Here is a 22,274-nt window from a genome sequence, read left to right on the forward strand (position 1 = left end):
TGGGAAGGCCCTCGGGAGAGCGATAACGGAAAGCCCGCCGGCGCTCTCTCTGACCGGACGGGCTCAAACCCGTTACGGCCTGACTCTCACTCTGATCGTCCGCGCACAAAAAATGCCCGGCGCTCTTGCGAGTGTCGGGCAAGTCGATCTGAAAGGAGGCTGTGCCTACTCAGCGGCGTTCAGCTGCGGTTCCTCCTCGTCGTCAATCACTCCGTCCTCGCCGTCACCCGCGAGGAATTCGAGCAGGGCTTCGTCTTCGCTACCCGAGTTAGAATTGGCCGCCTCGACATCGGGCTCGGCAAGCCGCAGCGGTTCAGGCAGCCAGCCACTGTCAGCCAGGAGCCGCTCCGCCTCCTTGGCCATGTCGCCCTTCTTGAGGTGGTCGATCAGCTGGGCGGCGCCCTCGCCTTCAGCCTCGCGCACGGCCTGGAGGATACGCGCCTTGGTGACGCGGCCTAGATAGTTGCCGACCGTCGGCCGCCAGCCGGCGTCAACCATGTGGAGGCCGACCGCGCGAGCCAGGTGATCGGCTTCACTAAGACGCTGCTGCACGCCATGTGCCGAGATCGCGCCGTTGCCATAGCGATCGGCCCGTTCATAAAGGGCGTTCACGCCGAAGGACGCGCAGTGGGCGAACAACTCGGCCTGCTCGTGGGTCGAGAGCGCCGCAAGCGCATCCCAAAGATCGGCGACGTTGCCTGGGAGACGGGTCTCCCAGGCCTTGTGGCGACCATCGATCGCGCGTGCGTAAGGTGTATCGCGAAGCTCGGGAGGCTGGGCCGAGAAGACCGTGCCACGGACAGAGACTTCCATCGCCACGCCTTGCGACTTGTAGCGAGAGAAGACGTCACGGACGAACTTGTGCAGCACAGCCAGAAAAGCGGCCGCCGGATCGTTTGCGAGTTTGTCGCGCAGCGCCAGCGTACGCTCGGCAGTCAATTCCATGATCAAGCGATCCGGCAAGGGCTTGATGCCGTCCTCGGCATCCTCCTCCGGCTCGGTCGGCTGGACGCCGATGGTGATGACGGCTCGCTGAACCGAACCCGCGGTCGCTGGATCGTCAGTCTCCTCTACACTCGGGTCAGAGTCACTGCCGGGAGAAGCGGAGGCTTCATCTTCAGGCTTCACAAAGCCGCGCTCGACGAGGAGCGATCCGTCCGCATCCACGCTGATGAAGACACCGGCGCGCGCGATATCGGCCGGATCGAAGCGAACGGGGCGCGATTCCAGCGTTTTGATCGCGGCTTCAAGTTCACCGAACCGCTGGTCGACTTCATCGGGCAACTCGTCGGCCTCCTCATATTCCGACTGCAGCGTGCCGAACTCGTCACGCAATGCGCCGAGCGTTGCCTGCTCCTCGCCGGAGAGGTCGACCGGCGTACCATCGAGTTCGCGCATGCCGTGCGCCGTGCTATAGGGAAAGCTCACCGCGACTTCGATCCACTTCCAGCCTTCGTTGGCGATTTCGTCGGCCATCACTTGCAGCTTCTCGGTGACAAGACGATCGAGCAGCGGCACATCTTGCAACCACCCGCCATCATCCGACTGGAACAGGTCGCGCAGCATTTCGCCGCCTGCTGCCTCATAGGCGGCGAGACCCACGAAGACCGCTCGCTTGTCGGAGGCACGGACGGTGTTTTCGGTTAACATGCGGCGGATCTGGTATGGCTCCTTCGACCAGCTGTTCTTGACTGCCTCCCAGACCTGCTCTTGCCGTGCATGGTCATTGTTCACCGAGAAGGCCTCCAGTTGGCCGATTGTCATGCCATCGTCGGCATAGACGTCGAGAAGCGCCGGCGACACGGCCGTGAGCTTGAGGCGCTGCTTGACTATCCTGACCGAAATGAAGAAGGCGGCGGCGATCTCCTCCTCCGACATGCCCTTGTCGAGCATTTCCTTGAAGGCGCGATATGCATCCAGGGGATGGAGCGGGGCTCGCTCGATGTTCTCGGCAAGGGAGATTTCTTCCGCGAGGATCGAGCCCGAAGAACCACCGACGACACACGGAATGGAGGCGGTCTTCGCAAGCCGCTTCTGGTTGACCAGCATCTCGAGGGCCCGATAGCGGCGGCCCCCGGCCGGCACATCAAACATGCCGGTCTCCTGACCCTTCCCGTCAAGCACGGGACGGACGTGGATGCTCTGGATCAGACCGCGTCTGGCGATCGATGCGGCCAGGTCCTCGATCGAGACACCAGCCTTGATGCGCCGGACATTGGTCTGGGCAAGCACCAGCTTGTTGAAAGGAATGTCGCGTGAGGGCGACAGGATGATCTTCTGAACGGCGTTGGCCATCGGAGTTCTCCGCGACGGGCGCCGAGAGCCTCTCTCTCGGTCCTGAACCCGTCGCGAAAATCCCTTCAACCCTCTTCCTCTCCCGTCTTCTGGCGCAATGCGGTGCGCGGCTGCCGACAGGCACCGGCGTGCAGCACGCGCTCGCCCCCTATGATACTTCCCGCCGCGCGAGCAGCTTCGGCGTAAGCTGAGATCGGGAATTCGCCCATGAACAGCACATCGCGTTCAATCCCCAAGCCGAATGCCAGGCGAGCCGACTGCAGCTCCGATAGACTGAAGCTGCCGAGCTCGGGACAGCCGAAACCGAGATCGGCTAAACCAAAGAGTGTATCGCGATCCTCGTCGAGTTCGGTGGCAAGCCAAGTGCCGGCGGCGACTGGATTGAAGAAACGGACAACTGGCACATGGTCAGCATCCTGATCGCGGCCGTTGGCGAGAAGGCGCTCGCGCAGCTCCGGAGGGAGGAGGATCATGCCGCCCTCCTGTCGTTACCCAGATCCTTGGCAATCGACAGCGCGGTTTCATCAGGCAGATGGCCGAGAAGCCAGTCAGCCGCCTTGCTGGCCCGGCTGGCGGCGCGCACGATCGCGCGATTATCCTCACGCAGCACCTTCAGCCAGGATCCGATGTAGTCGGCGTGCCGAACTATCGGAACAATGCCGAACGAGGCGCAGGAGAAGGCGGCGCATATTTCGGCTACCAGTTCCTCGAAGGCATATTTCTTGCTGCCAAAAATCCCGGAAAGATCGCGAGCAAGGCGCGATCGATGACCGGTGGCATGGCCTAGCTCATGCAACGCCGTGCGATGCCAGTTGATGGGCTCGAAGAAGGCCTGAGGCGGCGGTACCTGAATCCGGTCGTGCGACGGCATGTACCAGGCTCTGTTGCCACCGATGTGGAATTCAATGCCGGTGGCCTCGATCAATGCTTTGACCCGCGGCTCGATCGATCCCACATCCGGCGGAAGAGGTGCAGCCGCGATTGCATCGGGCAGCCCTTCACATTGCTCGACGTTGAAGACAGTGAAGCGCTTGAGGAAGGGCACCGCCCTGGCATCGTCACCAGTCTCTTCAGCGCGATTTCTCTCCTCGCCAGGGACAAATCGATCAGCGTAAACAACAGTAATGCCGCGCTCACCTTTCCTCACGTTCCCGCCGAGCGAGACGGCCTGCCGAAAGGTGAGCCAGGATTGGGTCGGGTAGCCGTGCTCGATGACGGCGCCCCAAAGGATAAGCACATTGATCCCGCCGTACGCCCTGCCGGTGCTGGCATTCGTCGGCAGGGACAATGGCGCCTTGGCGGCCGCGGTCCCCCACGGCTGAACCCAAGGGAAATGACCTGCCTCCAACTGGGCGATGATCTTATCAGTGATATCGTCATAGAGGTTCGTCCGATCCGCGCCGGCGCGGACCCGTTTGCTCTGAGTGGACATCGCGATTCTCCGCGACGGGCACCGGAGGCCTCTCCTCCCGCTTGAAACCCGTCGCTGAAAACCCGGCCCTTCTCTGACTCTCCGTCGGGAGAGCACACTGCTCTCCTGACAAATGTAAAAAGGGCGTACAAGGCGGAAGCACCGAAATGTCCGTAAGCGGAAACAAGTCAGTTCGGTGCTGGAGCAGGTTCGTGGCCCTGAGACCGGTTCAACAGGGCGGCCGAAGGAGCATCAGCCTAGCGCCGCCGTAAGGCGGGATGCGGGACCGACAGCCCCCGGCGAAGGGCGCCATATGATGGCGACCAGTCCGGTTCAAGCAATACTGATTTCGATGTGACCGATGCCGAATGAAGTCTGCTGCTCGGTGAGAAATGCCGCGGAGTTGTGTGTCGCGAAGCCACTTCTGAATGCTGATGGAGGCATCGACAAGCCAAATCGGCTGTCCCACTAACCCAGCGAAGCCGGAACTGGCAGCTGGATACGTGGGAGGAAAGGCGTTAGCGCTCTCCCGCTACCACCATTCCCCCCACTCCTTTGACGCCGTGGGGGAAGGCGCGTTCGCCTAAGAGTGCCGTCAGCCGCCCAGCGATTTCGACTTCGACCCCGCCGGTTCTCGACGGATCTCGAAACACCGTGACGGTTTCGACCAAGTCACGCATCGCCTCTGCACATTCGGAATCGCCAGAAGCAATGCCCTTGGCAAGCCCGGTCTGAAGTTGGTTCAGTTGTTCCTCGTAGCGGGCGAGCACCGCAGGGTGCAGCGCGATCACTCCGGTCGCAGCGGGCGCCCGATCCAACTCTGCCAAAATGCTCTTGCGCTCTTCATTCAGTGTTGTTGATTGCGGCCCCAATATAGCTGGGTCGCCGTGGCCTTTGGCAATGGCGTTGACCAACCGCTCGATCTCCCGAGTTAGCTCTTCAAGCCGTCGCTCCAAACGGGTGCGCTGGCATCGGTATCGGCGGCCAAGCGCTTCCGTTCTTCGTGGTAGGTCTGGACGTACTGGGCAATCACTTCGGGATGGCGCAACTCGGCGGTAAGCCCGTTCAGAACTGCAGTTTCGACCGTATCCAAATAGAAGGTCTTCGGATCAGCGCATGTTCCGCTTTCTGTCGCGGCCGAAAAGCGGATGCGAACGCGCTTGGATTTGTCCATGCCCTTTGACGACATTCCCGCACCACAGGCAGCGCACCTCAGCAGCCCGGTCAGCATATGCCGTGGTCGGCGTTGATGGCTTGGATGAGTGGTTGCACGCGCCTTCTTGCGTGCTTGTGCTGCGTCGAACAGGTCGGACGAAACGATAGCTAGGTCCGGTACTGCTACTACTCGCCAGTCACCCTTGGGATTTGGACGCGAGACACGTTTCCCCGTATCAGGATCCTTGATCATCCTGACTCTGTTCCAGATCAGGCGGCCAGCATAAAGCTCATTGTGAAGCAGCCCCGTCCCCCTCTGCACATTTCCATTGCTGGTAGAGGCATTCCAGGCACGACCGCGGGGCGGCGGTATGCGGTCTCTGTTTAGATCGTGAGCGATATCGCGCGGGGTTTGCCCTTCGACATACTCTCGTCGGCCGTGAACTATCCGCAAGCCGTTGATCTGGCATGTTGATTAAGGCGAACGGCAGGTTTGGAATTGCAGGGTTAGCGGTATTTGGGCGCTGTTTTCTTGCGATTTGGTTTTTGCGATTCCCTTGTTCGGCAGAGCGTGATTCACTCGGTTCGGCGGCGGCGAATCGAGGGGACGGCGAATGTCCAGGCCACGCGAGAAGCGCGAGACGGGAGAGCAGGACCTGTTCCGCTCCAGGCTCGATCAGATCATCAACATGAAGCACGAGTTGGTGCGGCTGGCGCAGGCGATCGACTGGCCGGTGCTGGAGGAGCGTTTCGGCGCGGTCTATTCGGACGGTCCTGGCATGCCGCCCTTGCCGACGCGACTGATGGCGGGCCTTGCGATCCTGAAGCACACTTTCGACTTGTCGGACGAGGAGCTGTGCGCCCGCTGGGTGGAGAACCCCTACTTCCAGTATCTGTGCGGTGAAGAGTTCTTCCGCCACGAGCTCTCCTTCGAGCGCTCATCGATGACGCGCTGGCGGGACCGCATGGGCGAGGAGCGGATCGTCGCGCTCTTGCAGGAAAGCCTCAGCATCGCGATCAAGACGGGGGCGATGAAGCCGGCCGACACGCGCCAGGTGATCAGCGGGCGTTTCGTTCCGACCTTCTTGCCAGCATTCCATGCCTGGCGATCGGAGGCGGTGAGGTCGTGGCACGAATGTCCCATTTCGTTTCTCCTTCGGCCATGATTGGCCACCGGAGAAACGCCAGTAGACGGTTGCGGGGCCGCTTGCTGACCGACAGCTGCTGAATGGGGGCGACAGTAAGCGGACGCTCATCAATCAGCCAAACCTTGCGGAGAAGGTCGGCATTCGGGCTGCCTCCATGTTGTGCTACATCGAAACTAGCCAGCGGCGGCGACAGCGACAACGGGGCAAGGTATGCTGGACATCGAGAAGGACACTGCGAAGCGGATCATCGATGCGCTGGCGATTGCCATCGACGGCAAGCCCTCTTCGGCGAAGAGTTTCAACCAATTCCCCTACGAGGACCTCGCCGATTACGGCAACTGGGGTCAGGACAACAATGACTCGAAGAGGGACACGCCGCGCACGCGGGCGCTGTTCATGGCCTATCTCGTCTTCTCCGGCGGCCGCATCCCGCTGCGCGGTATCGAGATGCACGGGACCTATTTCCGGCCGGACGTCTGGGTCGCGGGCGCGCTCGTCAAGAAGGGCTATCTGACCGTAGGCGAGAGCGCTCAGGAATTCGTGGTCACGCAGGACGGCTGGCGCTTCGTCGCCGACACGCTGGAAGGCCTCGGAAAGTAGCGCCATGCAGTACGCCCTGGTCGATGGGGAGCGACGCCAGTCCTTTCCGGGCGGCCGAGGAGTCTGTCCGACGTGTGGAATGACAATGGTGTCAAAGTGCGGTCCGCGTATCATGCATCACTGGGCGCATTTTGGCCGCAGGAACTGCGATCCTTGGTGGGAGAACGAGACGCCGTGGCACCGCGGATGGAAAAACAGGCGGTGAGATAGCCGAGTGGCTCGACGCCGTTGAGCTTGCGTTGACGATCCTGGTGAGGCGGCGGCGTGAGCACCAGATTCCCGCGGCCTTCTTGGCAAAATGTCAAAGTCGGTTCTTTGAACGCCGGGAGCATTGACGGGCGTGTGATACCCGACGTTTTAGCCTTAGCGGGACCTCCATTCTACTCGCTAAATCTTCCGGGAGGCATGCGTTGGAACGGGGGGACAAGTGCATCAGCACCACAGTGGGCGGTGCTAATCGCACGTATGGCCGGCGCACTTCGCACTTCGAAGCGCCAAAGGTTCCTTACCCCACTATTGTACGGCTCGGGAGCGGATAGGAAAGCCCTCGGTCAGGGTGGCTGTCGTGACATCACTGTCGGACAAAACGCTTCTCATCCCCTGCCTGGCAAGGGCTATGCCGCCTCCGCGGGATTCGACGCCGTATCGGGTTGGGGAGTCCCCGACGGCCAGCAGCAGCTTCGATCTCTTTCGTTGATTTAGGACGACTGCCACTCGGCTCCCACATCTTGAACCAAGCACAGGTTGCGTGCGCACCTGGAGGTCGCCGATATCTTCCGTGCTGCCGGCCCCGGATACCGGGTCGCCGATGCGGGGCACTTGGGCCTTCAGCAGCTCAAGGTGATGTCCACCGGGCGGCGAGCCTTCCTGCGTCACCTGTCGCCAGTCCGGAAGAAGCGCTGCCGAGTAGGTTGGGGGCGTTACTGCCCCCACCCCTCACAGACCCGGACGTGCAGTTTTCCCGCATCCGGTTCCTCATGGTAGAGTTTCGCTCACGGTGGCAAACGAATGAAGAATCCTGGCTGGCGGCAGCGGATGGCGTTTCAGGATTTCGTTAAGGCGGGTCCATCGGAACACCCTTTGACGATCTCGCCTAGATAGCCATTTCTGCCATATCCTCACGACCTGGTGGGCAAACCATCGCAATCGCCGAGCATTTCCCCCGACGCCATAATAGGCGAAGTGGCCCCGCATCATGGACGAGAGATGGCGATGCTGATCGCGGATCGACCAGTTCCGGTGTTTCCGGCACCAGTCACTTACCGCAGCCAGCGCACGAGCAAAACGGCCCTTGGCCGTGACTTGCATCACCATGTCCTTGCCTCTGCGCGACCGTCCCCACACATGGGTCAGGCCGAGAAAGTCGAGCTTGGTGCCATCCGTCTCCGGATGCCGTGTGCTCTCCGTCCTTCGCGGGCGAAAGTCGACGAGACGCGTCTTGTCGGAGTGGAGCGTAAGCCCGAACCGTCCAAGACGTTTGTCCAGCACTGCCAGGACACGCTGGGCGTCGACGATGTTGTCGAACGCCATGAGCGCATCGTCAGCGTAGCGGGCAATGGTACAGCCCCCACGGAGCCGCGGCCGCACCTCGGTCTCGAACCATTCGTCCAGCACGTGGTGCAGGAAGATGTTCGAGAGGCAGGGCGAGACCACGCCTCCTTGCGGGGATCCTTCGGCCGTTCGGCGCAGAAGACCGTCTTCGACGGCTCCTGCGTTCAGCCATTTATCGATCATCCGTCGGATGACGCCGTCCGTGACTCGCTGGTCGAGGAACGCCCGGAGGTGAGAGTGCGGAATCGAGTCGAAGTACTTCTGTATGTCGAGATCGATCACCCAATAGAGCCGCTTTGCCCACAGCACGTTCTGCATATTGCGGAGCGCCTGATGGGCCGAGCGGCCCGGTCGGAACCCATATGAGCAGGGGTAGAAATCCTCCTCATAGACGGTCTCCAGCACCATCGTAATGGCGCGTTGCGCCACCTTGTCCTCGAAGGTCGGAATGCCGAGCATCCTTTGCGACCCATCCGCCTTGGGTATATAGGCCCGCCGGACCGGCGGCGCATGATATCGGCCGGACTTGATGCGCTCCAGGAGGTCCAGAAGTCTGGTCTCCAGGTTCACCTCATAGTCCGCCGCCGTGACGCCGTCGATGCCAGGGGCCCCATCCTTGCGGGTTAGCCGGTAGGCCTCCTTCATCCAGTCCAGATCGATGACATGGTGGAGCGAGCACAGCGCCACACCCCGTTTCGTCCTCGCCAGTTCGGCTATCCGTTGTCGGTTCGTAGACAGGTTTGTGGGGTTCAGAGCCCCCTCCCATGTTTCAGGTCAACGGTTCTCTACACATGACGCCTCCCTTCGCTCCGTCGGGTCCCGGTGAGCCCAGTTCCCCGTCTTCACCGCTACTATGAAGGCGCTACGACTTCCCGCTCACGCATACCTGCTCCCTTATAGTTTCGGTCACAGGCCCCACATGCGCCTCCCATGTTCGTGCTCGCCGAGGCGCTCCCGATGAGCGTGGAGGACGCTCATCGAGCCTGGACCCATGGTCAACCGGCGGTCCCTGTTCCGGCGTACTTCGCTTGTGGACGTAAGCGGGATCTCACAGGTTCCCTGGCGATCCATCCCATGCCTTTGCCCTGCTCCAAGACCCCGGCCGAGCCGCCGGAACCTCGCCCTGGCGGTTCCGACGATGCTGCCCCCGGGCTACCCACGCCGAAGGCCTCCGCATGCACATAATCTCGAGGCTGACACATGGCTTCAGCATCCGCTGTCTACGCTTCACGAGCAACGTTGCCGTCGCCCATGCAAGACTCGCTTCCGGCTGGCGGGCTGCGCCTTTGCCGGGAGGGGGTCGAACCCTCTGGATCGCTTCGAAAAGTTTCAGGATCTACATTCCATTCTCCTTTCCAGGGCTTAGCCTGTCGCAAGGGTGGTCTATGCCAAGGCACCGTGCGCGGGACCGGAGGCGGTGCTCGCATAGCCTAGCGTGCGCAATCAGGTCTTCGCCATGCTTGATTTCGAACCGATCGCTCGAAGTGATTTCCGGGCTGAAACTGTGCGACTCATGAAAGAAGCGTCCGACAAGGATCCGTCGATGGTCTGACTGTGTTTCCCTCGGGCGATGTTTCGGTCCGGGCTCATGTGACGGCATCGTCCTCGCTCCAACTTTGTCTCGAACTTCCGCACAACCGGCTTGCTTGGCGCCAGGGCTTCAGCCCAAGGCCGATAGGGGAGCATGGCGCGACGCGGGCGGGCGCTAAAGGGATGATGCCGGCAATCCCTCCAAATCATCGCGGCATTTCGCCTTATCGCTGCCAGAAGGGCAGCTGGGCGATTTCTTCCTCGACCTGCCGTGTCGTCAAGCCGATGTCGTCGATCAGATGCGGACTGATCTCCGACATTCGCTTGAGGTCCCAGCGAAAGCGGGCTCGCTCGCGCCAGGCCGCGATGGTTTTTCGCAAGGCCGCCAAGCGCCGACGCGGCGCTTGCATGGAACTTGCGGGCATTCCTGGTGGGACCGAAGCAAGAGTATCGTTCATGGCAACCTCCATGGGGCGGACTTAGGAGCTCTCGAGCTGAAAGAGGTTGAATTCTGCGGGATACGAACGCCGCCGTAATTAAGGGCCGCCAAATAGTTCTCAAAAGTTCCAAACCGGCGTCTAACTCTTTGTTTTCTCGCAATTCCTCCAGGGAAAGCGCCACGCTATTCCCGGACAAACCGCTTCGCACTTTTCGTTGAATTGCTCTATAGATACGCCAATGCAGGGAGAGCGCTTTGCCTTTGGTCGGTTCGTGCTCGATTCCGGTGCGGGAACGCTGCTCCGGAACGACGTCCCCGTGGCCATCGGCTATCGCGGGCTGAAGCTGCTCGCGGCACTGGTCGCAAGGCCCGGCGAAATCCTGGGCAAGACCGAACTCATGGACGCGGCTTGGCCCGGCACGGCGGTCGAGGAAGGCAACCTCACCGTGCAGATCGCGCAACTGCGCAAGCTGCTCGGTCCGCCCGGCATAGCGGGTGAAGGAGGCGGCGAATGGATCGCCACCGTTCCGCGCGTCGGCTACCGCTTCACGGCGGTCGTCGAAAAGCTCGCCGGGGCCAAGCGAAAACCGCTGCCGCTGCCTGACAAACCGTCGATTGCGGTGCTGCCCTTCGTCAATTTCAGCAACGATGCCGGGCAGGACTCTTTCTGCGACGGCTTGACCGAAGACCTGATCACCGACCTGTCGAGGATCTCCGGCCTGTTCGTCATCGCGCGCAATTCGACCTTTGCCTACAAGGGAAAGGCGATGGACGTGCGCGCGATCGCCGGGGAGCTTGGCGTCCGCTATCTGCTGGAGGGCAGCGCGCGGCGTGACGGGGGGCGCGTGCGCATCAACGCGCAGCTGGTCGACGCAGCGAGCGGCGACCATCTCTGGGCGGAACGCTTCGACCGCGGACTGGACGATATCTTCGCCGTCCAGGACGAGGTGACCGCCAAGATCGTGGAGGCGCTGCTCGGCCGGTTGCGCGCGCTGCCGCCACGCAACCGGCCCACCAATCTCGAAGCCTACGATCTGTGCGTGCGGGCGCGCAAGCTGATCGATGATTCGCCGCAAACGGCACGCGAAGCGCATCTGATGCTGACGCGCGCGGTTGCACTCGATCCCGACTACGCCGAGGCCTATCGCTGGCTCGCCATGAACCACTGGATGGGATGGGTGCATTGGGGTGAGCCGATCGACCCCAACCGCCGTATTGCCTTGGACCTGGCGCGCAAGGCGGTCGCGATCGATCCCAACGATGCCGGCTGCCACTGGGTGCTCGGCAATCTGCTTGCCTATGAGCGTGATTTCGCCGAGGCGGATGCCGAATTCGCCAGGGCGTTCGAACTCGACCCCAACGAAGCCGATGCGTGGGCGACATTGTCCGACATAACGACGCTCGCCGGGCGGGTCGAGGAAGGGCTTGAGTATATTCGCAAGGCGTTCCGGCTGAACCCGTTTCCGGCAAACTGGTATTATCTGACGCTCGGCCAGGCGCAATATGCGGCGCGCGACTATGCAGCCGCCATCGAGACGCTGCGCCGGGACGAGACCTACCGCACCAGCTCACGCCGCTTCCTCGCGGCAAGCCTTGCGCAACTTGGCCGGCTCGACGAGGCGCGCGCGGAGGTCGACCTGTTCCTGGTCGGCAACCCACATTTCACGACCCGGCACTGGGTTTGGACGGAGCCGTTCCGCGACGACGCGACGCGCGAGCATTTCATCGAGGGCTTCCACAAGGCCGGCCTTCCAGACTGACGCGCCGGAAGACCTGCACGGGGTCCCCGATCACGGCACCAGGTCGATCGTTTCGGTCAAGTGCTCCACGCAGATGAAGCAGCAGGTATCGCAAGGCTGGTCGTTATCGGGCCCGACGCCAGCGGAAATCTTGTCATTGCCGTCGACCCAGGCGCCATAGCAGATGCGTTCGCCCTGATTGCAGGAGATCGGCACCGATTTCTGTGAGCCCGGATCGACGAGGAACACCTTGTCGCTGCCCGGCCAGACGGTCTCGCGGTCGCGGCTGAACAGCTCGACCGCGAGACCGCCTCCTTGCGCAGGTCGGCGGTTCGCCAACCATCGAATCGCGATTAACGGTACTGGCCACCCGCTCTGTGCGCGCCATGACCTTGCGCAGACGTCGTTCGACGCCGCGCCGCGCCGAGCCGCTATAGCGGCAGGCCGGGCTTCGGGAAGCGCATGTAGGAAACCTCGGAATTGTCGCATCTCGCCTTCGAGCGTGGCGGCGATCTGCGGACCGTTGGTGCGACCGTAGAGGAACGACAACGTCTCAAGGAAATCGCGATAATGTTCGCCGTCATCGGGCTCATCGCCCGACAGCGTCAACATCCGATAGAGCGTCGCCGACAGCAGCAAACGTGCGCGCCGCATGGCCATTGCCGTCCGAGTAATCGAACAACTCGCGCGCAAGCTCGGCGGCCGGGGTGTCGCCTTGCAGCAAATCCCGGAAGCGCTGAAACTCGTCCATGATGATCAGGTCGGGCTTCAGCGCGTCTATGCAGGCATGCGAGACTTGCCCCGCAGTTTACCGACCAGCGCGTTGCGCCGCTGGGCCAGCTCGTAGGGATAACCAATCATATCGGTGCGCCGATCAACACTGCATTGATCCTCGATCACTGGGATGATCTGCTTCACCTTGCGGCGTCGATCACCACCCGCGCCGTTGTGCCCTCGACAATTCTGAAGAAGCTCTCAGCGTCTCCGAAGGAAAGCCAACTCGCGAGGGCTCTGCGCGAACTGGGCCGCATCGAGCGATCGTTGTTCATGATCGAATGGTACTCGAGCCCGGCACTGCGACGGCGCTGTCAGGCTGGCCTCAACAAGGGCGAGGCTGCGCACAAACTCAAGCGCGCCGTGTTCTTCCATGAGCGAGGCGAAATCCGTGACCGATCGTTCGAAAACCAGGCCTTCCGCGCATCCGGCCTCAATCTGGTCGTCAGCGCGATCGTGCAACCGAGGTGGAACGGTGCAGCACACATTCAACGATCTGATCCGCTTGTCTCGGCGATTTGCAGGTCTCTTCATTACGAGCGTGATCGCGCTCGCAGATCATCGCTCGTCTGTCCTGCTGACCTGAGCGTCGAGCAAGCCCATGGCGGACCGACGTGCGGCGACCCACCGTCGAGACAGCCGTCATGGGTCAATAACTTTGTTATTCGGAGAGCATCACCCCCTCCGCCTTGGCAGCCAGCCTGAAGCATCTTCTGGCCTCCTGAGGTGTCGCCAAGTCAGCCAGAGCGGCCATGCAAACTCTCATCGCACGGTCCCACTGTGGGCCACGCTTGGACCACTTCAGAAGTTCTGCGGCTGCAGCCTCAACGTTGTTGACATTGAACCGGACGCCGGGCTCGGTGGTCCTTACGGGAACCGCTGGGGAGAACCAATGGAGCGACATGCAGTTAATACATTAGCTGCAGTGCACATAGTCAAGAGTGTCCATTCACCAAGGAAATCTTTAAACGACGTTTTTCCTATGCTAACCTCGCGCCATGTTTCCTGGGGTTGGGAGCAAGCAAAATGCCGGACAATACTGGGAATGGTGGGAGCCCATTTGAGCTCGCCCTGATCGCGGTGTTTGTACTGGTCGGCATCACCGTAGTCATTGGCGTCGGGTTGTATTGAATGGAGCGGGTTACTCCTGGCGGACCTCGAACGTGGTCCGACCAATTTTGAATAGTGTCCAGGACCACCTACAGGTTGGTAAGCAGCTTGCCCTCTTCCACGGAAGCCTCACGGAAGGCGTCTCGGACAACCTCTGGTCTGACTTTGTTATCAAGCGCGTCGAGGCAGAGGTCCGCCGATTCTGCCACTTAGGGTCACGTTTGGAACGACATGGGGGTGCCCTCGCTCGTGAAGGTCGAAGACCAAGAACACCTGATCCATGCTGCGATACTGACAATCAACTCAACCAGATCACAGTCCTTCTGGGTTAGCTGAGGACCGACCCTACGACGAACAGCTTCGAGGGTTTCCTAAACGGAGACCACACTGCCACGGCGACGTCCTTCAACACTACAGAAATGATGTCGCCGGCGACGGGATGTCTGAGTACCCGTGATCGCCTCCTACCCAGAGCTTCCCGACCTAATGCAGGCTTGGCGGAACCAGCCGGTGGCGCGTTCACATCTTTGGGAGCTAGATTTCTCGCAACCCCAGTCGTGAAGGTGGAGGCGTCGAGGCCATGAGCGCCGCACCACTGTGTTCGCGGCCCGTTTCGCGCAGGTCACGTGTCCCGTAAGGCCTTGTCGTCGCTTGCATAAAGCCACTCATCCACTCTCGTTTGCCCGCTCGGATTGGGGGCGCACCGCGACCGGCCTATCTCGCGATATGAAGCAGCTTTCAGCGCCTAAGTGTTTCAATTTATTACGAGAATTTAATGTGCCCTGGAATTGAACGGGGAAATTCGGGTGCCTATGCTCCGGCTGGATCGCGCCTCGGGCTGTCGCCTCGGCACGGTCCGTCAGCGTAGCCCGGGAATGCGGTCGAAGGACAGGTGAGAGAAGTGGACGACGAAGTCGTCAGCCGGCGCAAGCTCCGCGGCAAGGCGGCGCCCCCCCGCGGCCCCGTGACAAATCGGGAACGACGATCCAAAAAAGTACATTGGGGTTTCCAACCCCAAGCCCGGCGATTGGGACACCTAGGCCGGCAACGGCGATCCCCCGGCTGAGTTCGCAGCCAAAGCGGTCGCGCGTGTAACCCCATGGAGAAAGAGGCGTCCGCCCTCTTTCTTCCTTCCACCCTGCTTGAGCGAACCGACACCGTTGATGGGCTCCTCGACCGTTGCCGCCATTTGGGAATGAGGGCCGGATGGGCGTGGACGTCAGGGCGCTTAACGCGCGACAGCCAACCGAGACGGACAACCGCGCCTAACGGGTCTCCCTGCCGATACCTGTGCTGCACGGAAGCCTCGGCGACAAGCCGCGCGGGAACCTGCGTTACCATCGAAAGTTCCTGCTCATGGCAAATCACCCGATTACCGGCGTACTCACCTCGATCGGCACGTGGACCTCTCGGCCAGCAGCATTCCTGGTGTTGCTGGCATATGCGATCGTCTGGATAGTTTTCGATCGGCAAAGCTTGAACTGGCATGGAGCGGCCACGCTCCTCACCTGGGCCATGACGCTGTTCATTCAGCGGGCGGAGCATCGCGACACCCAGGCCATTCATGCCAAGCTGGACGAAATGTTGAGATCAAACAGTTCGGCTTCGACCATCACCCGCATTGATGATGAAGAGCCGGAGGAAATCGAGAAACATCGCAGTCGCAAGCAGCAGGGCGACTGACATGCGCGCTGCCGGTTTCGTGGCGTTGCTGACAGGTGCGAAGCAGATCTGGCTGGATCGGAAATTCAGCCCGCTGCTCAGGGGACTGAGCTATGTGGCCGTTGCGGCCCTCGCCGGCTTGGTCACATTGGCGGCCATAAACCTGACCCCTGAGCGACGCGTTTTGCGGACGATCGTCCCGCATCGTTTCGATGCATCGGATCCTCAGTTCGCCAAGTCGATGAGCAGTTACTCGCTGGGACAGATGTCCGACGCGAACGCGGTGCAAACCCTTGTGAACGGTGACGAGATTTTTCCTTCGATGCTCCAAGCGATCGGCGCGGCTCGGTCCACCATCAATTTTGAGACTTATATCTATTGGTCTGGGGCCGTTGGCTATGAGTTCGCATTGGCATTGGCGGCCAAGGCGCAGGAAGGTGTCGAGGTCCGGGTGCTCGTCGACTGGGTCGGCAGCCTGCCTTTCGATGAAGACCTGATCCACATCATGACAAGAGCCGGCGTGACGTTCCAGCGCTACCGGCCGATCCATTGGTACACATTGGACCGTCTGAATAACCGCACCCATCGCAAACTGCTCATTGTCGACGGACAAGTGGCCTTTACGGGTGGTGTCGGCATCGCGGATAATTGGCGCGGAAACGCCCGCAACCCGGATGAATGGCGCGACACGCACTATCGGGTCGAAGGGACTGCCGTACCTGCTTTCCAGGCAGCGTTTGCCGAAAATTGGTTGGAAACGACCGGTGAGACATTGCAAGGTGAGAAGTTCTACCCTCCGCCCGAGCCTGCCGGGTCGCTTGGCGCCCAGCTGATAATCTCTTCGCAGCCAAATGGCTCGGAGAACATGGAACTGATGATGCTGGCGGCGATAGCCGCCGCCAAGGATCACCTGCGAATCGGAATGGCGTATTTCGTGCCCGACGATATCGCCCTCCAGCAGATCCTGGACGCGAGGACGCGAGGCGTGTCGGTCGATGTGATTGTTCCCAATGCGCTGACCGACGTGCCTTTGGTTCGAAAAGGCTCGCGCTATTTCTGGGGCGACTTGCTTAGGGCGGGTGTGCGGATCTACGAGTTTCAGCCCACCATGTATCATCCGAAGCTGCTGATTGTTGACGACGTCTGGGCGAGCTTTGGTTCCACCAATCTGGACGAACGCTCCTTGCGGCTGAACGACGAAGCCAGTCTGAACGTCTACGGCAGGGATTTTGCAAGAACGCAGATCGATTTGTTCGACCAGGATCTTGGGCGGTCCCGGCAGATCACCCTGGCCGAATGGGAAGCGCGTCCCCTGCGGGAAAAAATTTCGGACTGGCTGGCCAGCAGGCTGCGCTCCCAACTTTGAGACCTGGCTGTCATTGCGTGCAATCTGCGCGAAAACTTCCTCGATACCCACTTGTAAACGGGTTACAAAGAAATTTCCTACCACAGGGACCAGCAGTGACTTTGGACAAAGACGACGTGCGTCTAGCGATCGGCACCGACGTACTGGTGCGCAGACGCCTGCTTCAAAGCGTCAATGTGAACCTGACGGTTCATGCGGTTTCGCTCGACGCTTAGAAGCTCTTCCTCACAGGTAAGGCCGTTCATGAAAAGCTTTAGGACGTGGGATGCGAGTGTCCGTGCCTGCGGGCTGCTGAGCGGGATTCCCCGCTCTTCGCAGGAGGTTCGGCAGACGCGGGCAAGCATCTCCACTTCGTCGGGCATGACGACTTGGCCAGGAAACAACATGGCTCCCTTTTCTCCCTCAAATGTGCCTTGGATGCTGGACCATGACTCTGCCCGCATCTGGAGTCATTAAGAAATGATAAAGCGGGCGAAGTTGGTCTGAATTGGTACCGTCTTTTTGCGGAACGTTCGCGGACCACCTCGAATGTTCGGAAGGCGGCGATCGTTCCTCGCGAGCGGGCCGCGACTGGTCGTCCTTGAAGACGACATCAAGGGTCCAGTGCAGGGCATTCTCGATCAGCCAGTGGCCGCGCACGGCGTGGGCGGCCCGTTCGGCGGTGAGGTCGGCGGAGGCGATGAAGTAGCGGGTATCGAAGCGGCTCCGGTCCTTATGGCAATCCGGCGACCGGAATTGCGGCGGCGCTGCGGCAAATGCGGCAGCACCAGCCGAATCTGGAGCGACGTTCGCTGATCGCCACTCATTTGCAGACGCCGAAGATTGCCGGCATCCTGACAACCCTTCGTCGTTAGGTTCCGGCGCGACCTTCAAGCGGTCTTGGGTTGTGCAACTGGCTTGGTTACGGCGCACCTCCCCAATTGTGGGATCGCGGCGCCTGACGCGATCCCACGCTCCAGCTACGGCGCCACCGCGATGTGACCCTTCATGTTCGGGTGGAAGCGGCAGAAATAGTCGACCGCTCCCGCGGCCTTCAACGTCAAGCTTGCGGACTTCTTCGGCGGGATCATCACGTCCCAACCGCCCTTGACGGTGGCCGTGTGGGCGAACATGTCCTTGTTCACCCATTCGATCGTGTCGCCTACCTTCGCCTCGATCGTCGCTGGCGAGAACACCAGCTTGTCGATGGTGACCTGAATGGTTTCGGCCTTCACCGGCGCTGCAATGAACGTCAGCGCCAGTGGAAACCAAAGATGCCGTTTCGGCACCATCAACGCCGGTCTCATTTCAGCATACTGGCGACATGTTCGGCATGCTGCTCATGGCCCTGGAATATCTTCAGGCCGGTCTCCAGCAGGCTCTTCAGTTCGGCATTGCTGGCTGAAGGAATGAGCAGCGTTTGGAGAGCGCCGTCGACCTGCTTGTGGTAGGCCACTTCATTGGCGACATAGGCTTTGTCGAAGGCGGCGCCCTTTAGGTCGGCGAGCTTGGCCCGCTCCTCCGTGGCGGCTTTGGTGAGCGCCTTGCTGGTGGCGTTGTCTTCCGGCGTCACCTTGAGCTTCTTGACGAGATCGAGCGCCTGCTTGTTCACCGCTTCGTGGTCGCGCACCATGTCCTTGGCGAAGGCGAGCACCTCCTTGTTCTTTGATTTCTTGAGCGCTTGCTTGGCCGCCTCGACATCGATCACGCCGGCAGTATAGGCGATGTGCGCGATCTGCGGGTCGGTTGGTTTGTCGGCGGCTTGCGCGAGCGGGGCTGTGCCGAGCAGCAGCAAGGCGGCCAGGACGGCAGTGTGACGAGTAAGCATGACATCTCCTTCGCCCGCACGCGCAAATCGCATCGGGCATCGTTTTCAGTTGACGATCATTGGATGCTGGGTAACAGCAAATGTTCCCGACAAAATCAGCTGAATTCGACGAGGATCAGTCTCACAAGCCGAGCCGCACCATCACGGCAACGGTCAGCCGTTCGCAGCGCCGGCCGGCGAAGGGGAAGGCATCGAGGAGCACTGGCCCGATTTGGTCGTCCAGCGCCTTGCGCAGCAGGACGCGGGCGCGATGCAGGCGGGTCTTGATAGTTTCGGGGCGCACGCCGAGTAGTTCTGACGTCTCTTCAATGCTCAGGCCCTCGATCACCCGTGCCACGAACACCATCCGGTAAAGATCTGGAAGGGTGTCGGTCGCCCGTTCGACAAGGGCCAGAATCTGCCGTTGCGCCATCGTCCGCTCCGGATCATCGGTTGGGTTGAGGGGGAACCGGATGATTTCGGCTTGGGGGTTGTCGGGCATCGTCACCGTTCGCCGTCTTTTACGCAACCGGCCAAGCGCTTCGTTGATGACGATGCGCGATAGCCACGTGCCGAGCGAGGCGTCGCCGCGAAAACTCTCGAGGTGGGCAAAGGCCCTGACATAGGCCTCCTGGACGATGTCCTCCGCCTCGCTGTCATTGCGCACTACGCCGCGCGCGATGCGATAAAGCCGCTGGTTATGCGTCTTGATGATGGTGCGGAAGGCAGCGCCGTCGCGCGCCATGGCGCGCTGTGCCAATTCCAGGTCATCAGACGCAGCGATGATTTCGGTCGCGTCTCGTCGAACGTACAACATGAGCAGTCTCCTTGCCCTTCAATAGATGGGTCTCGACAACAAGGGTTCCCGAAAATTCGTCACACTGGAATCGACGACAGGAATTCGCGCCTGAGATCAATGTCCGTGTCAAAAACGCCGAGCATGCATTTGGTGATCAGGCAGGTGCCGTGCGCGTGTGCGCCGGAAGCGCGAAGAGACTAAGGGTTAGCCCCTAGTGCTTGGTCCCATGTCCATGCGCGGCGGCGAGTTCTCGAATGTGCGCCACTGCCTCATACTCGGTGCCGAATGGGCTGGCGATAGCGGTTCCGTTTGGATCAAGGGTCACGGCCAAGAACGGGAATCCCTTCATAGGCGGCGAGTAGACGACGAAGGCGCGCTTTTTGCTCATCATCCTGTCTAGCACGTTGCGCATGAAAAGCCGGCCAGAGTCTATTCACCATTCCTTCACCATATCAGCACATGCTGATAAGCGGACATGCTGATGTAAAGCGTACATGTCAAAAGCCCCGGTGCAAACCCAAGCACCGGGGCTTTTTCAGATAGCGTCCTTCAGAAGATTTCCATGACAACCAGGACGATCCCAATCGCCGCAAGGGCCATGACGAGGATCATAGCTACCTCGAAGGCGTGACCGGCACCACGCACAAAGGGACAATAGCCCGGCCTGCTCATCGTGTGACACAGGATCCTGCAGGCCGGGCTGCACCGGCTTTTGGAGGGCAAGAGCCGGTGAAGATTGAGCATGTTCCTAAGCGGATCTGTGCGCAATGGCATGTGCGAATGCGTACAAATTTCGCTTAATTAGCCTTCTTCAAAATGAAGTCGCTTATCGTCCCCGTTGGCTTGGACGCTTCGAATTTGACGCCAGCGTCTTTGAGGGCCTTCGCAACCGCGATTGCCGCATCATTTGGCGCACGCACGATCAAACCATCCATGGGTGCGGTGTCAGAGGATTTCGTCTGGACACTCCATCCGCTTCCTTGAACGCGCCCTGGCTGCAATCGATGCGGCGGCCGATGGCGATCACGGGTTGCCGATCGCGACAGCAGTCATTGCCGAGTTCCGGAAACGAAACGCGCTCCTTCCCTCGCTGCACTCCATCGAGAAGATTGGCCTCGGCGGTCGAGCGGATGTCCGTCCCGTCGGCCAATCGCACGGAGTAAAAAATGCGTGCTCCGATCGCCCGCTACCCCCAACATTTCGAGATCACACAGGAAGCGCGTCAGTGGCTCGCAGAGCGCGTCTCCGACCTCATCGACCACATTGAAACGATGTGCCGAGCCTGGCTTGAAAAGTTGAGAATCCAGGCGAACACCGCAGCGCGACGAGCCGGTTAACGCTACCACAAATCAATTCCACACTGCCAATTATGCGATTTTGGACGAACATACGGCGGACAGACCTCAACAGCTAGTACTCCCTCGTAAGCGATCCTGATCAAAGCTGGTCTTCCTCAATCCAAGCGACAAGGGCGGCTTTCGGGTCTGGCTAACGACCTAGAGTCGAAGCCGTCCAGCTGCTCGCCGATCTCGACAAGGGCCTTTTTGATTGTGTCCTCAACTTCCTGTCGTTTCTTCGGCGGCATCAGGCCCAGCCCCTTCAGCATCGCCTCGCGCCAGTGCTGCCCCCTCCCCCACGCTTCCGAGAACGCTGTTGCAAGGTCATCCTTGCGACGGGTCGCCTCCAGTGCCTCGACGAGGAGGCTGGCCTGATGGACGTCTTTTTCGCGCTTGGCGACGCCGTTTGCATCTGATTTCCTGCGAGAGGCGACGATGAGCTTGTGAACTGCATAGCGTTCCGGGGACGGCACGATTACAGGCACCCCTGACCGATGCAGCATCACGGTCCGGATGGGCTCGTGGATCAGGAAATCGAGGAAGCGCAAGGGCTGCGCCAAAGCTCCGCCCAGTGCTGGCATCGGACTGGCGTGGTCGGTGTAGTCATCGGATCCACGGTTCGGCGTAAGGAACTCGACCTTGTATCTCGTTGCATTCTCGAATTGGGTCCTGTGTCCGGGATCCGATCTGTGGGGGATCTCCCTGAAGGTTGGATCAATCTCTCTCAAGATTTCCAGGATCGGCGGCAGGGTGTCTTCGACTGACGACGAAATCGAGTAATGCTGCGCGAAATCGGCATCGCCGGTTTGCAATGAAGCACCAGGCAATCTTACGCCGAGGTGTCCCGCATACGTCTGAAAAGCAACCGTACCGACGAGCACGGCTCATAGGCGGAAGATTCCTGCTGCTCCGATGGCTTCAACGACATCGCCAGTGAACCGGTCCGGTGCAGTCAGCCCTGCTTCGCGAGTCAGCGTGGAGACGAGTTTCCGTCGGCTACGGAGGTCTTCCTTGATCTCTTGGAAGGCTTCAACGCGTTTCGCGATCTCGGGATCGTCGGACGGGCCGACATACTTCCGCGTTTTCTTGGGTTGGGTTTCCTCAAAATACCAATAGCTCGCCCCTTCACCGGAACCCGGACGAAATTGCCCGCCGTGGAGAAGTCGGTTACGAACGATGCATCAAGACAGCGCTGAACGAGTTCCGCATACATCGTGCGATAAACGAGATCGACCGTCTTCATGCGTTCGGCTCCGTTATAAGAAAATGCATTTCTCTTATAGCGGCATGAGCTCATGCCACCCAAGTGACGTTATAAGACAATTGCAGAGGTCTTATAACGCTGCCAAATCGCCAACCATGCAGGCGCGGCGATTGATGGCGGGTGCTCATCAAGGACGACCACATCGCCCTTGCCGGCGACATCCGCACCGCAATCGGGCGGGCGCGCGGCGCAGTTGGTCACGTGGTGAAGATCGAGGTCGAGGTTGACACGCTCGATCAGCTTGAGATGGCACTACAAGTGGGAGTGGACGCCAGCGGCGGCCGAAATCACAAGGTTCCGATTTCCAA

18 protein-coding genes and 5 pseudogenes are annotated in these 22,274 nt (G+C 60.6%); 9 read left to right on the forward strand and 14 right to left on the reverse strand.

Annotation, left to right across the window (positions count from 1 at the left end):
• Positions 1-165 precede the first annotated feature (165 nt).
• The 5 genes from FJW08_RS27080 to FJW08_RS33095 all read right to left on the reverse strand — a co-directional run bounded on the left by FJW08_RS27080 (position 166) and on the right by FJW08_RS33095 (position 5,315).
• Positions 166-2,295, reverse strand: coding sequence for a ParB/RepB/Spo0J family partition protein (locus FJW08_RS27080; RefSeq protein ID WP_140812999.1), 2,130 nt, complete (start codon positions 2,293-2,295; stop codon positions 166-168).
• A gap of 65 nt (positions 2,296-2,360) precedes the next feature.
• On the reverse strand, positions 2,361-2,768 hold the full coding sequence (locus tag FJW08_RS27085) for a DUF2958 domain-containing protein (RefSeq protein ID WP_140758000.1): 408 nt from the start codon (positions 2,766-2,768) through the stop codon (positions 2,361-2,363).
• Complete coding sequence (locus FJW08_RS27090) at positions 2,765-3,727, reverse strand: zincin-like metallopeptidase domain-containing protein (RefSeq protein WP_140813000.1); 963 nt, start codon at positions 3,725-3,727, stop codon at positions 2,765-2,767. Before FJW08_RS27090 ends, FJW08_RS27085 begins: the two co-directional genes overlap by 4 nt.
• A 497-nt stretch (positions 3,728-4,224) precedes the next feature.
• Entirely contained in the window at positions 4,225-4,620 is a 396-nt protein-coding gene (locus FJW08_RS33090; RefSeq protein WP_246682598.1) for a hypothetical protein, read from the reverse strand.
• Positions 4,621-4,637: 17 nt separating this feature from the next.
• Positions 4,638-5,315, reverse strand: coding sequence for a recombinase family protein (locus FJW08_RS33095; RefSeq protein WP_246682600.1), 678 nt, complete (start codon positions 5,313-5,315; stop codon positions 4,638-4,640).
• Positions 5,316-5,475: 160 nt separating this feature from the next.
• Here FJW08_RS33095 and FJW08_RS27100 point away from each other — a divergent pair.
• Together FJW08_RS27100 and FJW08_RS27105 are read left to right on the forward strand one after the other, a co-directional pair.
• A pseudogene (locus FJW08_RS27100) lies at positions 5,476-5,922 on the forward strand (transposase); the annotation flags it as partial.
• Between the two features lie 297 nt (positions 5,923-6,219).
• Positions 6,220-6,609: a hypothetical protein gene (locus FJW08_RS27105; RefSeq protein ID WP_140813001.1), complete on the forward strand. Its 390-nt coding sequence runs from the start codon at positions 6,220-6,222 to the stop codon at positions 6,607-6,609.
• 975 nt (positions 6,610-7,584) lie between these two features.
• On the opposite strand, the gene ltrA is transcribed toward FJW08_RS27105, so the two are convergent.
• On the reverse strand, positions 7,585-8,847 hold the full coding sequence (gene ltrA, locus FJW08_RS27120) for a group II intron reverse transcriptase/maturase (RefSeq protein ID WP_140813003.1): 1,263 nt from the start codon (positions 8,845-8,847) through the stop codon (positions 7,585-7,587).
• 1,067 nt (positions 8,848-9,914) lie between these two features.
• Entirely contained in the window at positions 9,915-10,148 is a 234-nt protein-coding gene (locus tag FJW08_RS27130) for a DUF1127 domain-containing protein (protein ID WP_140813005.1), read from the reverse strand.
• 220 nt (positions 10,149-10,368) lie between these two features.
• Here FJW08_RS27130 and FJW08_RS27135 point away from each other — a divergent pair, with 220 nt between their 5' ends.
• On the forward strand, positions 10,369-11,889 hold the full coding sequence (locus FJW08_RS27135; protein ID WP_140813006.1) for a winged helix-turn-helix domain-containing tetratricopeptide repeat protein: 1,521 nt from the start codon (positions 10,369-10,371) through the stop codon (positions 11,887-11,889).
• A 30-nt stretch (positions 11,890-11,919) separates the two neighbouring features.
• On the opposite strand, the gene FJW08_RS33100 is transcribed toward FJW08_RS27135, so the two are convergent.
• Positions 11,920-12,528 carry a hypothetical protein gene (locus FJW08_RS33100; RefSeq protein WP_246682602.1) on the reverse strand — a complete coding sequence of 203 codons (609 nt, stop codon included), beginning with the start codon at positions 12,526-12,528 and terminating at the stop codon, positions 11,920-11,922.
• On the opposite strand from FJW08_RS33100, the gene FJW08_RS32740 reads away from it, so the two are divergent.
• Both FJW08_RS32740 and FJW08_RS27150 read left to right on the forward strand, forming a co-directional pair.
• Positions 12,521-12,715 (forward strand): hypothetical protein, encoded by a 195-nt coding sequence (locus FJW08_RS32740; RefSeq protein WP_210241220.1) that lies wholly within the window; start codon positions 12,521-12,523, stop codon positions 12,713-12,715. The two genes, FJW08_RS33100 and FJW08_RS32740, sit on opposite strands and share 8 nt — an antisense overlap.
• 50 nt (positions 12,716-12,765) lie before the next feature.
• Positions 12,766-13,101 (forward strand): annotated as a pseudogene (locus FJW08_RS27150) (Tn3 family transposase); the annotation flags it as partial.
• 202 nt (positions 13,102-13,303) lie between these two features.
• On the opposite strand, the gene FJW08_RS27155 reads toward FJW08_RS27150, so the two are convergent.
• Positions 13,304-13,546, reverse strand: coding sequence for a DUF982 domain-containing protein (locus FJW08_RS27155; RefSeq protein ID WP_140813007.1), 243 nt, complete (start codon positions 13,544-13,546; stop codon positions 13,304-13,306).
• Between the two features lie 1,562 nt (positions 13,547-15,108).
• On the opposite strand from FJW08_RS27155, the gene FJW08_RS27165 reads away from it, so the two are divergent.
• A complete protein-coding gene (locus FJW08_RS27165; protein WP_140758171.1) occupies positions 15,109-15,435 on the forward strand; it encodes a low affinity iron permease family protein in 327 nt (108 codons plus the stop codon).
• Between the two features lies 1 nt (position 15,436).
• Positions 15,437-16,780: a phospholipase D-like domain-containing protein gene (locus FJW08_RS27170; protein WP_210241221.1), complete on the forward strand. Its 1,344-nt coding sequence runs from the start codon at positions 15,437-15,439 to the stop codon at positions 16,778-16,780.
• A gap of 564 nt (positions 16,781-17,344) precedes the next feature.
• Here FJW08_RS27170 and FJW08_RS27175 read toward each other — a convergent pair.
• The 4 genes and pseudogenes from FJW08_RS27175 to FJW08_RS27190 form a co-directional block, all read right to left on the reverse strand.
• Positions 17,345-17,485 (reverse strand): annotated as a pseudogene (locus FJW08_RS27175) (ISAs1 family transposase); the annotation flags it as partial.
• A 254-nt stretch (positions 17,486-17,739) separates the two neighbouring features.
• Positions 17,740-18,051 carry a cupredoxin family copper-binding protein gene (locus tag FJW08_RS27180; protein WP_140813009.1) on the reverse strand — a complete coding sequence of 104 codons (312 nt, stop codon included), beginning with the start codon at positions 18,049-18,051 and terminating at the stop codon, positions 17,740-17,742.
• 11 nt (positions 18,052-18,062) lie between these two features.
• Positions 18,063-18,587, reverse strand: coding sequence for a DUF4142 domain-containing protein (locus FJW08_RS27185; RefSeq protein ID WP_140813010.1), 525 nt, complete (start codon positions 18,585-18,587; stop codon positions 18,063-18,065).
• A gap of 121 nt (positions 18,588-18,708) precedes the next feature.
• Entirely contained in the window at positions 18,709-19,383 is a 675-nt protein-coding gene (locus FJW08_RS27190) for an RNA polymerase sigma factor (protein WP_140813011.1), read from the reverse strand.
• Positions 19,384-20,531: 1,148 nt separating this feature from the next.
• On the opposite strand from FJW08_RS27190, the gene FJW08_RS32545 reads away from it, so the two are divergent.
• Entirely contained in the window at positions 20,532-20,702 is a 171-nt protein-coding gene (locus FJW08_RS32545; protein WP_181183064.1) for a hypothetical protein, read from the forward strand.
• Positions 20,703-20,818: 116 nt separating this feature from the next.
• Here FJW08_RS32545 and FJW08_RS27195 read toward each other — a convergent pair.
• Positions 20,819-21,945 (reverse strand): annotated as a pseudogene (locus tag FJW08_RS27195) (GSU2403 family nucleotidyltransferase fold protein).
• Between the two features lie 141 nt (positions 21,946-22,086).
• On the opposite strand from FJW08_RS27195, the pseudogene FJW08_RS27200 reads away from it, so the two are divergent.
• Positions 22,087-22,239, forward strand: a pseudogene (locus FJW08_RS27200) (nicotinate-nucleotide diphosphorylase (carboxylating)); the annotation flags it as partial.
• Positions 22,240-22,274 lie beyond the last annotated feature (35 nt).

The sequence above is a fragment of the Mesorhizobium sp. B3-2-1 genome (assembly GCF_006439515.1).
In the GTDB taxonomy this organism is placed as follows: Bacteria; Pseudomonadota; Alphaproteobacteria; order Rhizobiales; family Rhizobiaceae; genus Mesorhizobium.